The organism is Pseudomonas sp. MIACH (genome assembly GCF_001269925.1).
Lineage (GTDB): Bacteria > Pseudomonadota > Gammaproteobacteria > Pseudomonadales > Pseudomonadaceae > Aquipseudomonas.
Genome location: NZ_LHVO01000060.1, coordinates 100,184 through 114,587, shown reverse-complemented (window position 1 = coordinate 114,587; position 14,404 = coordinate 100,184). Strand labels below are relative to the sequence as shown.

Genomic DNA, 14,404 nt, shown 5'->3' with positions numbered 1-14,404 from the left:
GGGATACCTAGGTGGCGAATTGTCTTTGTGCGATACGAAAACAGTTTTTGCCCGCGCGCTTGGCTTCGTATAACGCGCCATCCGCATGGGCAATCAATGTCTGCGCGCTGGTGTGTGAGGCACTGTCGGCGCCTTCAAAGAGGGCAATGCCGATGCTGGCTTGCAAGGCGTAGGGGAGCGCGCAGCGGTCAGAGGCCTGTCGTAATGTATCTATAATCCGTTGCGCTGCCAGGGTGGCAGAGGTCAAGCCGGCATTATTCATCAGCAGGATAAACTCGTCTCCGCCCAATCGGCCGGCGGAATCCTGATTGAGCCTGACGATCGATTTAAGCGTTGCGCCAAACTCGGCTAAGGCCTTGTCACCTTCGGCATGGCCGTGGTTATCGTTGATGCTCTTGAAACCATCCAAATCTATATAAAGCACCGCAAAGTGTTTATCGGCATGCCGGCTGCGGGTCAGGGTGTTTTCAATCAGTTCGAGGATCCCTATACGGTTGTAAAGGCCCGTGAGGGGGTCATGGGTCGCGCGGATTTCATTTTTGGCCTCTGCCAGTAAGGCGCGCACCACGTTATCGTTCAACTTGTTGAGCAGTAGCCACATGCCGGTTAAGTACAGCGGCGCCTGGAGCAGGAATATCCTCAGCAGCGGTTCCGGCTGAAATAAGGTGGCGAGCTTCATGGGCACATCAGTCAGCAATATTTGAGTAAATGCGTAGCGCGGGACGCCTTGGTTGCGCATGGCGATCGCGGCATTCACGCTGACCATTGAGGTGCACCCGAGAATTTGAAGAATCGCATCACCGCTCATCAGGCAACCAGCGGTACCCAGGCCCAGCTCCGCCGCCCAGGCCAGGCCCAGTAATAGCGATAGATCAATGACATAGGGATATTTTTGGCTGCCGTATTTATTGATCCAATACAGCAGTGCTAAACGTGAGACCCAGATCATTGAATCAATGATGAGCCAGGCAATGAAGAATCGGCTGGGCTGCAGCGTGACCGCGACCGTGCACATCACCAGGCTGTTAAACCAGCCAACCCACAGCACCTCCTTGGAAGAAAAAGGCCCGGATATAAGTTCGCTGCGTATGCGCGTGTCATACGGCGCGTCTGCGTTTGTCAGCCATCTCATCGTCTTCGTTACAGGGAGTTGGTATTCCATATTGAGCCTCACCTGAAGCGCTGAAATTGGTTAGTGGCACATAGCCATGCTGGCACCCTTTCAGTGGCTTATCAAATACTATTGAGATAACACTTGAGGGGCGTTGATTCACGAAATGTTCATTTGATATTCAGCGCATTCCGTGGGGAATTGGCCCGGTAAAACGGCCGCCCATCACCTGGCATGATTGAAAAGCCTGAAACTTCCCGATGAAAAACCTCATAATGGCGGCCATTTTTGTTTAGCCCGTTATTCTGGTGTGCCCCCATGGAAATCAAGGTCAACTTTCTCGACAACCTCCGGCTTGAAGCCAAGTTCGATGACTTCACGGTGATTGCCGACCAGCCTATTCGCTATAAAGGCGATGGCTCGGCACCGGGGCCGTTCGATTACTTCCTGGCTTCGTCGGCGTTGTGCGCGGCTTACTTCGTCAAGTTGTACTGCAGTACGCGCAACATCCCCACGGACAATATTCGCCTGTCGCAGAACAATATTGTCGATCCGGAAAACCGCTATAACCAGATCTTCAAGATCCAGGTGGAGTTGCCGGCGGATATTTCCGATAAAGACCGCCAGGGCATCCTGCGTTCCATCGACCGTTGCACCGTGAAGAAAGTGGTGCAGGCCGGGCCGGAGTTCGTGATCGAAGAAGTCGACAACCTCGACGCCGATGCCCAGGCCTTGTTGATGCCGAGCGCGGGCGCCGAAGCGGGCACGTATATCGCGGGCAAGGACCTGCCGCTGGAACAGACCATCGCCAACATGTCCGGGATCCTCGCCGGCCTTGGCATGAAGATCGAGATCGCCTCGTGGCGCAATATCGTGCCGAACGTGTGGTCGCTGCATATCCGCGACGCCCATTCTCCGATGTGCTTTACCAATGGCAAGGGCGCGACCAAGGAGGGCGCCCTGGCGTCAGCGTTGGGCGAGTTCATCGAGCGGCTCAACTGCAATTTCTTCTATAACGACCAGTTCTGGGGTGAGGAACTGGCCAACGCGCCGTTCGTGCATTACCCGGACGAGCGTTGGTTCCAGCCGGGCCCGAATGACGAGCTGCCCGGCGAAATCCTCGACGCCTACTGCCTGAAGGTCTACAACCGCGACGGTGAACTGCGCGGCTCGCACCTGTTTGACACCAACTCCGGCAACGAAGCGCGCGGCATCGTTTCGCTGCCGTTCGTGCGCCAGTCGGATGGCGAGGTGGTGTATTTCCCGTCCAACCTGATCGAGAACCTCTACCTCAGCAACGGTATGAGCGCGGGCAATACCTTGGCCGAGGCCCAGGTGCAGTGCCTGTCGGAGATTTTCGAGCGTGCGGTGAAGCGCGAAATCATCGAGGGCGAATTTGCCCTGCCGGACGTCCCGGCTGAAGTGTTGGCGAAGTACCCGAGTATCCTGGCGGGCATTGAAGGCCTGGAGGCCCAGGGCTTCCCGGTGCTGGTCAAGGACGCATCCCTGGGCGGCGAATTCCCGGTGATGTGCGTGACCTTGATGAACCCGCGCACCGGCGGTGTGTTCGCCTCATTCGGCGCCCACCCAAGCCTGGAAGTGGCGCTGGAACGCAGCCTCACCGAACTGCTGCAAGGCCGCAGCTTCGAAGGCTTGAACGACCTGCCGCAGCCGACCTTCGAAGGCCAGGCGGTGACCGAGCCGAATAACTTCGTCGAGCACTTTATCGACTCCAGCGGTGTGGTGTCGTGGCGCTTCTTCAGCGCCCAATCGGACTACGAATTTGTCGAGTGGGACTTCTCAGGCGAAGGTGAAGACTCCAACGCCCAAGAGGCCGCGACCTTGTTCGGCATCCTCGAAGGCATGGGCAAAGAGTCCTATATGGCGGTGTACGAACACCTCGGCGCAACCGCCTGCCGTATCCTGGTGCCGGACTACTCGGAAATCTACCCGGTGGACGACCTGATCTGGGACAACACCAACAAGGCGCTGTTTTTCCGCGAGGACATCCTCAACCTGCACCGCCTGGACGAAGCTGAATTGCAGGCATTGGTCGAGCGCCTGATCGAAAGCGAGCTGGACGACTACACCGACATCACCACCCTGATCGGCATCGAGTTCGACGACAACACCGCCTGGGGCCAACTGACCATCCTCGAATTGAAGCTGCTGATCTTCCTCGCCTTGCAGCAGTACGAGGAGGCTAAGGAGTGCGTGGAGATGTTCCTGCAATACAACGACAACACCGCCGAGCGAGGCCTGTTCTACCAGGCGATGAACGCGGTGCTGGAGATGGAATTGGACGACGATCTGGAACTGGCGGATTACGAAGCCAACTTCCGTCGGATGTTCGGCAATGAGCGGATGGATGCGGTGATCGGCTCGGTCGACGGCAGTGTGCGGTTCAATGGGTTGACGCCGACCAGCATGAAGCTGGAAGGGTTGGACCGGCATCTGCGCTTGATCGAGAGCTACAAGAAGCTGCATTCGGCGCGTGCCAACGTAATCCAGGGGTAACGCGTACCCAATGTGGGAGGGGGCTTGCTCCCGATGGTGGTGGTTCAGACAAATATTCAGTGCCTGACACGCCGCTATCGGGAGCAAGCCCCCTCCCACATTTGCTCTTTTTTTTCTGGGGGATTTATATGCGGGCCAAGGCTTGCGCCAGGTCCGCTCGTAGATCCTCTACATCCTCAACCCCCACCGACAACCGTACCAGCCCGTCGCCAATCCCCAACTGCGCGCGGGTCGCTGCCGGGATGCTGGCGTGGGTCATGATCGCCGGGTGTTCGATCAGGCTTTCCACACCGCCCAGACTCTCGGCCAACGCGAAGAGCTTGACGCTTTCCAGGAAGCGCCGGGCGCCGGCCAGGTCGCTGTTCAAGTCGATTGAAATCATCCCGCCAAACCCGCGCATCTGCCGGCGTGCCAGTTCGTGCTGCGGGTGGGACGCCAGGCCTGGGTAATAGACCCGTGATACTTGCGGTTGCTGTTCCAGCCAGGTGGCCAGGTCGAGTGCGTTGCTGCAATGGCGCTCCATGCGCAGGGCCAGGGTTTTCACGCCGCGCAGGGTGAGGAAGGCATCGAACGGGCCGGCGATGGCGCCGACCGAGTTTTGCAAAAAGCCCACGCGCTCGGCCAGTTCGGGGTTGTCCCCGACGATGGCGATACCGCCGATCACATCGGAGTGGCCGTTGAGGTATTTGGTGGTGGAGTGCACCACGATGTCGAAGCCCAATTCCAGCGGACGCTGGATCCACGGGCTGGCGAAGGTGTTGTCGGCCACGCAGAGAATGCCGCGGCTGCGGCAGATACGTGCGATGGCGCTGAGGTCGGTGAGGCTCAGCAGCGGGTTGCTCGGGGTTTCGACCCAGACCATGCGCGTGTCGTCCTGCAAGGAGGCTTCGAACGCCGCCACATCACTCAGGTCGACAAAACTGAAACGATGCCCGGCGCTGCGCTGGCGCACCTTGTCGAACAGGCGGAAGGTGCCGCCGTACAGGTCGTTGCCAGAGACGATATGGGCACCGGCATCCAGCAATTCCAGGACCGTCGAGATCGCCGCCAGTCCGGAAGCAAACGCAAACGCCTGGCTGCCGCCTTCCAGGTCAGCCACGCAGCGCTCCAGGGCGAACCGCGTGGGGTTGTGGGAGCGGCCGTAGTCGAAGCCCTTGTGTACGCCGGGGCTGTCTTGCAGGTAGGTGGAGTTGGCGTAGATCGGTGGCATCAGCGCGCCCGTGGTCGGGTCGGGTGACTGCCCGGCGTGGATCACACGGGTGGCAAACGCGCTTTTGTCGGGCTGGCTCATGCTAGGGATCTCCGTAGGTGGTTGAGCAGGTCGACGCGGGTGATCAGGCCGTGAAAGCCCGTCGCGTCGGCAATGATGGCGACCAGGCCGCGGTCCAGTTCGGCCTGCAGTTCGGCCAGGCTGGCACTGGGGTCGAGGGTTTGGAGTTTGTCGCTCATGGCGCTGGCGACAATCATCGAAAAGTCTGCCGCGTCATGGTGCAGGCCCAGCAGGATGTCGGACTCATCGATCACTCCCACCAGGTCGCGGCCGTCCACCAGCACCGGCAGTTGCGAAACGTCCGCCAGGCGCATGCGCTGGAAGGCGGTGAGCAGGGTGTCGTCGGGGCTCACGCTGATCACGCGGCCGTCCTCGAAACGCCGCGCGATCAGGTCGCGCAGGTCGCCGTAGTGCTTGAATTGCAGCAGGCCCGCGTCGGTCATCCATTGGTCGTTGTAGACCTTCGACAAATAGCGGGTGCCGGTGTCGCAGACAAAGGTGACCACGCGCTTGGGCACCGTTTGTTCGCGGCAATACCGCAGCGCGGCCGCGAGCAGGGTGCCGGTGGATGAGCCGCCCAGAATGCCTTCGGCCTTGAGCAGTTGGCGGGCATGATCGAAGCTTTCTTCATCGCTGATGGAGTAGGCGTGGCGCACGCTGGACAGGTCGGCAATCGACGGGATGAAGTCCTCGCCGATGCCTTCTACCGCCCACGACCCCGGGGTTTCCAGTCGGCCGCTGCGGCTGTATTCGGCCATCACCGAACCCACCGGGTCGGCGAGAACCATCTCCAGCGCCGGCTGCACCCGTTTGAAGAAGCGGGTCAGGCCGGTGAGGGTGCCGGCCGAGCCGACGCCCACCACGATCGCATCCACATCATGCTGGGTTTGCGCCCAGATCTCCGGCGCGGTGCTGGTCTCGTGGGCCAAAGGGTTGGCGGGGTTATTGAATTGGTCGGCAAAAAACGCGCCCGGTATGTCCTTGGCCAGGCGCGCGGCCACGTCCTGGTAATACTCGGGATGGCCCTTGCCCACGTCGGAACGGGTGATATGCACTTCGGCGCCCATGGCCTTGAGGTGCAGTACCTTTTCCGTGGACATCTTGTCGGGCACCACCAGCACCACCCGATAACCTTTCGCCCGGCCCACCAGGGCCAGGCCGAGGCCGGTATTGCCGGCGGTGGCTTCAATGATGGTGCTGCCGGGGCGCAGGCGGCCGTCGCGTTCGGCGGCGTCGATCATGGCCAGGCCGATGCGGTCCTTGATGGAGCCGCCGGGGTTCTGGGATTCAAGCTTGAGGAACAGCGTGCAGGGGCCGGTATCGAAACGGCTGACCCGAACCAGCGGCGTGTTGCCGATCAGTTCGAGTACCGCAGGGCGGGGTAGCGTAGGCATGTCGTCACCTGGGGGCTTAGGGTGGGGGGACAGCAAATTGCGCAGCATGGTCTGGAACAGTAGGTCGGTATTGGGGCGGTCGCAACCGAGGGGTCCATTGAATGTCTTTTTTTGGCGCATGAGCGATGCCCGGATGCGCCGTCTATGTGCATATGGCCCGGCAGCCCGATTTAACGAGCTGAGGTGGGACTCTGTGGCAAGGGAGGCTCCGCTCGCCACAGGAATGCGGTCGCCTGAAATGGCTTATGCAAGGCTCAAGAGGTTGACGGTGTTGAGCCGCACCGTCACCGCCTCGGTTGCCCGCTGCATCGGCGCACGCAACTCACTGTCGATCAACCCCTCCAGCGCCAGCGCGGCTTTCACCGGTGCCGGGTTAGGCTCCATGAACAGCGTGTTGATCAACGGCACCAACCCAAGGAACGTCGCCCGCGCCTCAGCCAACTGGTTATCCCGTACCTGCTGCCACAGCGCCACAAACTGTTCGGTGCACACATGTGCCGACGCGGCAATCGCGCCGCTGGCGCCCAGGCACAGCGCATTGAAGATCTGCAGGTCCTCGCCACACAACACATCCACCTCACCGCTGGTCAGCATCGCAAGGGTATTGCCCAGGTTGCCGCCGCAGTCCTTGATCGCCACGATCCGCGGGTGCGCGACGATGTTCAGCAAGGTGGCCTGCTCGAAGGTCACGCCAGTGCGGTAGGGAATGTCGTAGAGGACGATCGGCACGCTGGACGCATCGGCCACCGTGCGAAAGAACGCTTCTAGGCCGGCCTGGGAAGGGCGAATGTAACTCGGCGCCGGCACCAGCAAACCCGCCAGCGGGCGCTTGAGGATTTCGGCCTGGAATTGCAGCAGCTCAATCTGGTTGTTGCCCGCCAGTCCCATCACCACGCGGTTGGCGGGCACCTGTTGCAATACCGCATCCAGCACGGCCAGTTGTTCCTGGCGGCTGAGCGATGCGGCTTCGCCCGTGGTGGTGCACACCATGATCCCGGCTACGTGCTTGTCCAGCAGGTGGCTGACCAGGCGGTGCAGGCCGACAAAGTCGATGGCGCCATCCTGGAACGGCGTGACCACGGGAACCCAGATACCTTGAAACGATGACATGCACTTTCTCCTGATGATTGACCGCTTGAGTCTCCGTCAGAAGGGCATGGGGAATTGTGCAAAGGGGGAGGGAGTCCGCGCTCAATGTCCTGTCAGCTCATCTGACGGGACAGCGCGCCCCGGTCACATGAGCGACTGTTTCTTCGATTTAAGGGCGTGCGCAACGCAACCTTGCGCCTTGGCAATCAAGCCAATGACGGTACGGTTAACGAGTGAGGTTGCGGACATAACTGACACACCCTGAATGAGGCTTCCATCTTCAGGGGATGTCAGTAAATGTGTCAAGCGCGTTGCAGGTGTTCACGCACAAATGCGCGGATTTCCTGTGCAAGCTCTGCATCTTCCGGCGCGCCCATGAAACCGCCATGGGGCATCGCTTCGAACACGTGCAACTGCGCCGGCACCCGCGCCTGGCGCAAGGCCCGGTGCAGGCGCACGGTGTTGGACAGGAACAGATCCCGCGTGCCGCTTTGCAGGAAAGTGGGCGGGAAGCCCCGACTGAAATCGCCGAACAGCGGCGACAGGTACGGGTGGGCCAGGTCCGCGCCGGCGGCATACAGCAGGTTGGTGCCCATCAGCGGGTTGGGCAGCACCACGTCGACCGTGCGGTTGACATGAAAACTGTCGCCCGACTCGGTCAGGTCCACTTCCGGCGACAACAACACCAGCGCCGCCGGCAAGGGCAACCCTTCGTCGCGGGCACGCAATACCAGGGCCGCTGCGAGGTTGCCGCCCGCCGAGCGGCCACCGATCACGATACGGTCCGGGGCGTGATGCTTGAGCACATGGCGGTAGGTGGCCATGCAGTCATCCAGTGCCGCCGGGTAGGGATGATCGGGTGGCATGCGGTAGTCCACGCCGTAGCAAACCATGTTGTGCAGGTCGGCCTGCCTCCCGGCCGCGACGCGACAGTTTTCGCCACCGCCGAATACCAGGGCACCGCCATGCAGGTCGATGTAGGCGTCGCCGGTGTGATCCGACGGCGTCGCCACGTGCACGGTGGCGTTTTCTACACGGAGGGTATGCAGGCTCGCGCGCAGTGAGGCCGCCTGGCCAGCGGTGGCTACGGCGAAGTGCTCGGCAACGGTGGCCTGCATGCGGCGCCAGCCGTCGTGGTCGTCAGGCGCCGGCATGCCGTGCAGAGCGTTCAACGGTACGCCATCTTCACCCACCATGCGCTTGAGCATCGCCTGGGCTTCGGGGCTGATCGAAGAGGGCACAGGGATGGTCCGTGGGCTGATGCGCACGCCGTCGTTCATGGTTGGGTACTCTTGGGTGTCGCTGTGTGCATCGAAGTGGAAAACGTCATTCTTGTCTGTGCTCGCTTCGTAGACGTAGGCGTAGTCGGTCAGCCCTTTATCGCGGCTTCTATCGCCGCAATGTCGATCTTGGTCATGGTCATCATCGCGTCGAATGCACGCTTGGCAATGGCCGGATCAGCGTGTGCCACCGCGTCCGTCAACACCCGAGGCGTGATCTGCCACGACAACCCCCACTTGTCCTTGCACCAACCGCAGGCGCTGGCCTGGCCACCGTTGTCGATAATGGCGTTCCAGTAGCGATCGGTTTCGGCCTGGTCATCGGTGGCGACCTGGAAGGAAAACGCTTCGCTGTGGGGGAATATCGGGCCGCCATTGAGGCCGATGCACGGGATGCCCATCACGGTGAATTCCACCGTGAGCACATCGCCCTGTTTGCCGGACGGGTAGTCGCCGGGCGCCAGGTGCACGGCGTCGACCGTGCTGTCGGGGAAGGTCTTGGCGTAAAAGTCGGCCGCCTCCTCGGCGGTGCCGTTGTACCAGAGGCAGAGGGTGGTTTTGCTCTTCATGATGGGACTCCACGTGAGAATCGGTGCGTGGAGTCTAGACGGCCAACTGCTGTTCGATCGCCGCTTTGTCGATGACCGACCAGACCTGCGCGATTTTCCCGTCGACGAACGTGTAGAAAACGTTTTCCGAGAACGCCACCTGGCGACCATTGATCGCCAGCCCGAAAAACTCACCCTTGGGCGTGACATTGAAGTTCAGCCGGCTGGCGACGGTGGGCGGGTCGGCGATCAGCAAGTGGATGTGGAACTGCAGGTCGGGAATCTCGCGGAAGTCGCGCTCCAGCATGGCGCGGTAGCCCTCCAGGCCGACCACCTTGGCGTTGTAGCTCACGTCCGGGTGGACGAAGTCGCCCAATCGGTTCCAAGCCTGTTGGTTGAGGCAGTCGATGTAGCCGAGGTACAGGTCGGAGAGTTGGTTGCGAGTCATGTTTTTTCCTCAAACCCTGCGCGCGGTCAACAACACCGTCGCCGCCGCCGACAACAATCCCGCGCAGCAGCGATTGAATAGACGTTTGCCACGCGGTTCGGCAAACCAGCGACGCATGTGCAGGCCCATATAGGCATAGGCGCTGATGGCGATCCACTCCAACACCAGGAACATCGCGCCCAGCAGGGCGAATTGCGGGGTGATGGGTTGGCCGGGGACCACGAATTGCGGGAGGAACGCGGTGAAGATCAGGATGGCCTTGGGGTTGCCCGCCGCCACCAGAAACTCCTGCCGCACCAGTGCCCACAAACTCACCTTGGCGGTTACCGATTCCATCTCCGCCTGCGGATTCGCGCGCCACAGTTGAACCGCCAGATAAAACAGATACGCCGCGCCCAGGATCTTGATCGCATAGAACAGCAGTTCCGAGGTTTGCAACACCACCGCGAGGCCCGCAGAGGCAAGGGCGATCATGCCGGCGAAGGCCAGCAGGCGGCCGATGCCGGCGAGGCAGGATGTGCGATAGCCGTAACGGGTGGCGTTGCTCACGGAGAGCAGGTTGTTGGGGCCGGGGGCCATGTTCAGCGCGAAGCAGGCGGGGAGGAAGAGGGCGAGGGTGGCGAGGTCCATGGCGGCTCCGATTTTGGACGGGCGGGGAGCGTCGAGGATAAGGGGAGTGGGGGTGGTTGGACAATGTGCGCGTTGGGGGCGAAAAGATGCCAGTGCGCGTTGAGTAGGTTGGATTTAAAGAGAAGCGGGTACCAGATCGATTCCGGTCAGGGGGATGTAGTTTTCCACTTGCTTGAGTCTGGCTTGATACCTCCATGCTTGGACGGAGCGTTTTCGGCCAGAAGCGGTTAGTTGTCTCTACGAAATTTTGGGCGATTCAGCGTGATCGGCACCAGAAAATAAGGAGATTGATCATGTGGCTCAAAGATGAAACGGCAACAGCCCCTAGCGCAGCGCATGCTCACAATTAGCGCGCCCTAGCTCACCCCCATACAAAATACCTGTACAGGAATAGCGCTACGCATTTTTACAGCGCTGTCAGGACTCTATCTGCCCAAAGATGGCCTTGGGCCGTATCGCCGCCAAACGGTAGTCAGCCCGATAGCCAGACCTCTATTTCTCGCGCTTGGCAGAAACCGGAGGTTACTGACCGTTCATCTGGATTGAATGATGTCATGACGACATCACACCAATATAGATGTACAAGACTTGTACAAGATTAAAAACTTGTACAAGTTTCAGTTGGCCAGGAAATAACGCCGCTACTCGTTGCCGTCGAACAAAAGAATACCTGCGCAGGATGCGGACCAAGGGCGAATACATACGCTTGCAGGTGTCCCTAAATTGCTCCTCTCATTACGTAGGTACATCATGCCATCGCACACTCCCCGGCTCTCTACACGGACCAGTCTCTATGCCGGCTATGCCAGCCTGCTCGCGTTTATGCTGCTAATCGCCGCTATCTCGCTGTACGCCCTGGCTAACAGCAATAAGGACTTTTTTCTCTACGTTAATGGCATTGATGCGCGCGCCCGGCTCGCCAACACACTGAACGACGCGGCCGCCCAGCGCGCGATTGCCCTGCGTAACATCGCCTTGAACAGCAATGTCAACGCGAGAGGACAGCAGCGAGGCGCAATTGCCGTCAACGAACAAATGGTGGCCGGCAGCCTCGCCGCGCTACGCCAGGCAATTGATAACCATGATGATGTGTCGCCCAAGGCACGTGAACTGTTCTCAACCATCGAGCAGGTCGAGAGCCGCTACAAACCGGTAGCACACACCATTGCCGAACACCTGTTCAAGGGTGAAAACGACGAGGCCCTGCGCATGGTCAGCGAGCAGTGCACACCCTTACTGGCCGAGTTGACTCAGGCAATTGGCGAATTCCTGCGCTACACCAATCAGAAGGCAGACCTGCAGGTCAGCGAAAATGACGCAAACTATCTGTCACAACGCAACCTGCTGCTCGCCATTACTGCGCTGGCCGTCTTACTGGCAGCGGTACTGGGCTACGTCATCAGCCGCAACCTGCTGCGCGCGCTGGGTGCCGAACCGAGTGAACTCAACCAGCTCGCCCAACGGGTTGCCCAGGGCGATTTGCGCGCTAGCGAGCGTACGATTGAACCACCACAGGCCAGCATAATGGCCGCTCTGCTGAGCATGCAGGAGAACCTGCGGGACATGACCAAGGGCATAAACCTGTCCTCACAGAGCGTGGCCGATTCCAGCCAGGAGCTTAGCCAATCGAGCCTGAGAAACGCCGAAAGCGTGGCCATGGCACAGTGCGAGGTCGAGCAGATCGTCACCGCCGTTCACCAAATGGCCGCCACCGTGCAGGATGTCGCGCGCAATGCCGAATCCGCCGCCAGTGCGGCCAGCGATGCCGATAGCGCGGCCCTGTACAGCCAGCAGAAGGCCAAAGATGCCGTCAAAATGATCGGCGAGCTGGCCGAGACAATCGAACAGTCCAACATGGCCATGGGCCGGCTGAAGAATGAAACCGGCAATATCGGCGGCGTGCTTGAGGTGATCAAGTCGGTGGCCGACCAGACCAACCTGCTGGCCCTCAACGCAGCCATCGAAGCTGCACGTGCTGGCGAGGCTGGACGCGGCTTCGCGGTGGTAGCCGATGAGGTCCGCAGCCTGGCACAGCGTACCCAGAAGGCCACCTCAGAGATTGAGGGGCTGATCGCCAGTCTGCAGAAAATTGCCGACGAGACCTCGCAGCATATGCAACGCTGCAAGAGCTCCAGTGCGCAGTCGGTGTCCGGCGTTTCCGAGGCCGGTGACGCGGTAAGCACGATCGTAACCATGATCGAGCGGATCAACGGCATGAACCACCAAATCGCCGCTGCCGCCGAGCAGCAGAGTACTGTTGCCGAGCAGATCAGCCGGGGCATCGTGACCGTCAGCGAAAGCGCCGAGCAATCCGCTGCAGCCTTCCGCAGCGCTCAGCAGGAAAGCGAAGGACTAGCACGCACCAGCGTGACATTGCGAGAGAACATCTCGCGCTTTCAGCTCTAGGGTCTGTTGCCGTTTCATCGCGAGCCGCGTTGCTGCGAGAAATGTCCCCCGTTTAGCCGCAGTACGCAGGTAATGGTCCGAGTCCTGCAAAAACAGCGGGGCTATTTCCCTAGTAACTCTATGGTCTGACCACAGTTTTGCAATACCTGCCATTTTTGAGCGTCTGCATTTGGCCGATTCTGTTGAAAAAGTAGCTCCCCTGTCTGGCCTGCGGCAAAATCTCCGCATCGGCCAGCAGGGAAGCACGCAGCATGATGGGACAGTTATCGAGTGGGCAGGAGCGGCTGTTTTACTCGTTCAACCTTGAAGATCACATCCCCTCCAATCACCTTCTGCGCAGCATTGATCAGTGTCTCGATCTGAGCGACCTGCGCCATCACCTCGCCGATTTTTACAGCCCAATTGGGCGTCCTTCGATTGACCCAGAGTTGATGATCCGCATGCTGATCGTGGGCTATTGCTACGGTATTCGCTCCGAGCGGCGGCTGTGCGAAGAGACCCATTTGAACCTGGCGTATCGCTGGTTCTGCCGGTTAAGCCTTGAAGATGAAGTCCCCAATCACTCGACCTTTTCCAAAAATAGACACGGCCGTTTTCGGGACAGCGAGCTCTTTCGCTGGCTGTTCAATGAAGTGCTGCGTCGTTGCATGGACGCAGGCTTGGTCAAAGGTGAAGGCTTTGCCGTGGACGCCAGCATCATCAAAGCGGATGCCAGCCGGCAGCGCGGTGTACCGGGTGATGAACAGGTCAACTGGAGCGATCCGGCCCTGAGCACCCGCGCCGTGCGTGAGTATCTTGAGGCACTCGATGAAGAGGCTCTGGCCGAAACGCTACCGAAGCGCCTATCGCTGACTGATCCTCAAGCCCGCTGGACCGCAGCTCCAGGTGGCCCAGCGTTCTACGCTTACTCCACGAATTATCTGATCGATACCGAGCACGGTGTCATCATGGATGTGGAACCCACACCCGCTCATCGCACGGCCGAAGTCGAGAGCACCAAGATCATGATCGACCGGGTCGAAGCGCAGTTCGACATCAAGCCGGAACGCCTCATTGGCGACACCGCTTACGGTACCGCGTCGATGCTGGCCTGGATGGTAGAGGAAAAGGACATCGAGCCGCATGTGCCGGTGTGGGACAAAACCGAGCGCAAGAACGACAGTTTTTCGAGCAACGATTTCCACTGGAATGAAGAGGCTGAGGAATACCGCTGTCCGGCCGGCAATGCATTACGTAGCGAATGGCGAGCCTTCAAAAACGAGCGTTCGCACGTCACCAAAGCCAACACCATCATCTTCCGATCCCGGCAGACCGACTGCGTAGCCTGTCCGCTGAAAGCCAAGTGCTGCCCGAACACTTCGATTCGCAAGATCGTCCGCAGCGTCCATGAAGCCGCTCGTGATGTGGCTCGGCGAATCGCAGCGACACCTGCGTACATTCGCTCTCGCCACGAACGCAAGAAGGTCGAAATGTTGTTTGCCCACCTCAAGCGCATCCTGAAACTGGATCGCTTGCGACTACGCGGCATGAGCGGCGCAACCGATGAATTCACGCTGGCCGCTGCCGTGCAGAACCTGCGTCGGTTGGCCAAATTTACTTCTCAAGGGCCACCGGTTACGGGATAGGTGCGTCTGCACAAAGCAAAAACCCTCAAACCAACCCAATAACCGAGCTGCAAAGCTCAACGAAGAGCCGAGAAACCACTCAATGT

At 60.0% G+C, this 14,404-nt stretch carries 11 protein-coding genes; 3 read left to right on the top strand and 8 right to left on the bottom strand.

The genetic code is table 11. The features are described from left to right. Positions 1 to 7: 7 nt before the first annotated feature. On the bottom strand, positions 8 to 1,162 hold the full coding sequence (locus AD670_RS25980) for a GGDEF domain-containing protein (RefSeq protein ID WP_082341051.1): 1,155 nt from the start codon (positions 1,160 to 1,162) through the stop codon (positions 8 to 10). Between the two features lie 267 nt (positions 1,163 to 1,429). On the opposite strand from AD670_RS25980, the gene AD670_RS25975 reads away from it, so the two are divergent. Then, positions 1,430 to 3,628: an OsmC domain/YcaO domain-containing protein gene (locus tag AD670_RS25975; protein ID WP_053139102.1), complete on the top strand. Its 2,199-nt coding sequence runs from the start codon at positions 1,430 to 1,432 to the stop codon at positions 3,626 to 3,628. Between the two features lie 124 nt (positions 3,629 to 3,752). Here AD670_RS25975 and AD670_RS25970 read toward each other — a convergent pair whose 3' ends face one another. The 7 genes from AD670_RS25970 to AD670_RS25935 form a co-directional block, all read right to left on the bottom strand. Then, positions 3,753 to 4,919, bottom strand: a complete 1,167-nt coding sequence (locus tag AD670_RS25970) for a cystathionine gamma-synthase (protein WP_053139100.1) — start codon at positions 4,917 to 4,919, stop codon at positions 3,753 to 3,755. Further along, positions 4,916 to 6,292 (bottom strand): cystathionine beta-synthase, encoded by a 1,377-nt coding sequence (locus tag AD670_RS25965; protein WP_053139147.1) that lies wholly within the window; start codon positions 6,290 to 6,292, stop codon positions 4,916 to 4,918. The genes AD670_RS25970 and AD670_RS25965 overlap by 4 nt, the downstream gene beginning before the upstream one ends. Positions 6,293 to 6,535: 243 nt before the next feature. Further along, positions 6,536 to 7,402 (bottom strand): 4-hydroxy-tetrahydrodipicolinate synthase, encoded by an 867-nt coding sequence (gene dapA / locus AD670_RS25960; protein ID WP_053139097.1) that lies wholly within the window; start codon positions 7,400 to 7,402, stop codon positions 6,536 to 6,538. A 281-nt stretch (positions 7,403 to 7,683) separates the two neighbouring features. Further along, positions 7,684 to 8,661, bottom strand: a complete 978-nt coding sequence (locus tag AD670_RS25950; protein WP_053139093.1) for an alpha/beta hydrolase — start codon at positions 8,659 to 8,661, stop codon at positions 7,684 to 7,686. 89 nt (positions 8,662 to 8,750) lie between these two features. Then, entirely contained in the window at positions 8,751 to 9,230 is a 480-nt protein-coding gene (locus AD670_RS25945) for a VOC family protein (protein ID WP_053139091.1), read from the bottom strand. A gap of 34 nt (positions 9,231 to 9,264) precedes the next feature. After that, positions 9,265 to 9,657, bottom strand: coding sequence for an ester cyclase (locus AD670_RS25940; RefSeq protein WP_053139089.1), 393 nt, complete (start codon positions 9,655 to 9,657; stop codon positions 9,265 to 9,267). A 9-nt stretch (positions 9,658 to 9,666) separates the two neighbouring features. Beyond that, complete coding sequence (locus AD670_RS25935) at positions 9,667 to 10,287, bottom strand: LysE family translocator (protein WP_053139086.1); 621 nt, start codon at positions 10,285 to 10,287, stop codon at positions 9,667 to 9,669. Positions 10,288 to 11,037: 750 nt separating this feature from the next. On the opposite strand from AD670_RS25935, the gene AD670_RS25930 reads away from it, so the two are divergent. Together AD670_RS25930 and AD670_RS25925 are read left to right on the top strand one after the other, a co-directional pair. Continuing rightward, complete coding sequence (locus AD670_RS25930; protein ID WP_053139084.1) at positions 11,038 to 12,693, top strand: methyl-accepting chemotaxis protein; 1,656 nt, start codon at positions 11,038 to 11,040, stop codon at positions 12,691 to 12,693. A 251-nt stretch (positions 12,694 to 12,944) separates the two neighbouring features. Then, positions 12,945 to 14,318 (top strand): transposase, encoded by a 1,374-nt coding sequence (locus AD670_RS25925; RefSeq protein ID WP_053139082.1) that lies wholly within the window; start codon positions 12,945 to 12,947, stop codon positions 14,316 to 14,318. The last annotated feature ends 86 nt before the right edge of the window (positions 14,319 to 14,404 follow it).

Bases quoted from the DNA above. Each gene is read 5' to 3' on its own strand.
- AD670_RS25930 (WP_053139084.1), top strand. From the start codon at position 11,038: ATGCCATCGCACACTCCCCGGCTCTCTACACGGACCAGTCTCTATGCC.
- AD670_RS25940 (WP_053139089.1), bottom strand. From the start codon at position 9,657: ATGACTCGCAACCAACTCTCCGACCTGTACCTCGGCTACATCGACTGC.
- AD670_RS25950 (WP_053139093.1), bottom strand. From the start codon at position 8,661: ATGAACGACGGCGTGCGCATCAGCCCACGGACCATCCCTGTGCCCTCT.
- AD670_RS25965 (WP_053139147.1), bottom strand. From the start codon at position 6,292: ATGCCTACGCTACCCCGCCCTGCGGTACTCGAACTGATCGGCAACACG.
- AD670_RS25935 (WP_053139086.1), bottom strand. From the start codon at position 10,287: ATGGACCTCGCCACCCTCGCCCTCTTCCTCCCCGCCTGCTTCGCGCTG.
- AD670_RS25980 (WP_082341051.1), bottom strand. From the start codon at position 1,162: ATGGAATACCAACTCCCTGTAACGAAGACGATGAGATGGCTGACAAAC.
- AD670_RS25975 (WP_053139102.1), top strand. From the start codon at position 1,430: ATGGAAATCAAGGTCAACTTTCTCGACAACCTCCGGCTTGAAGCCAAG.
- AD670_RS25925 (WP_053139082.1), top strand. From the start codon at position 12,945: ATGATGGGACAGTTATCGAGTGGGCAGGAGCGGCTGTTTTACTCGTTC.
- AD670_RS25970 (WP_053139100.1), bottom strand. From the start codon at position 4,919: ATGAGCCAGCCCGACAAAAGCGCGTTTGCCACCCGTGTGATCCACGCC.
- AD670_RS25945 (WP_053139091.1), bottom strand. From the start codon at position 9,230: ATGAAGAGCAAAACCACCCTCTGCCTCTGGTACAACGGCACCGCCGAG.
- dapA (WP_053139097.1), bottom strand. From the start codon at position 7,402: ATGTCATCGTTTCAAGGTATCTGGGTTCCCGTGGTCACGCCGTTCCAG.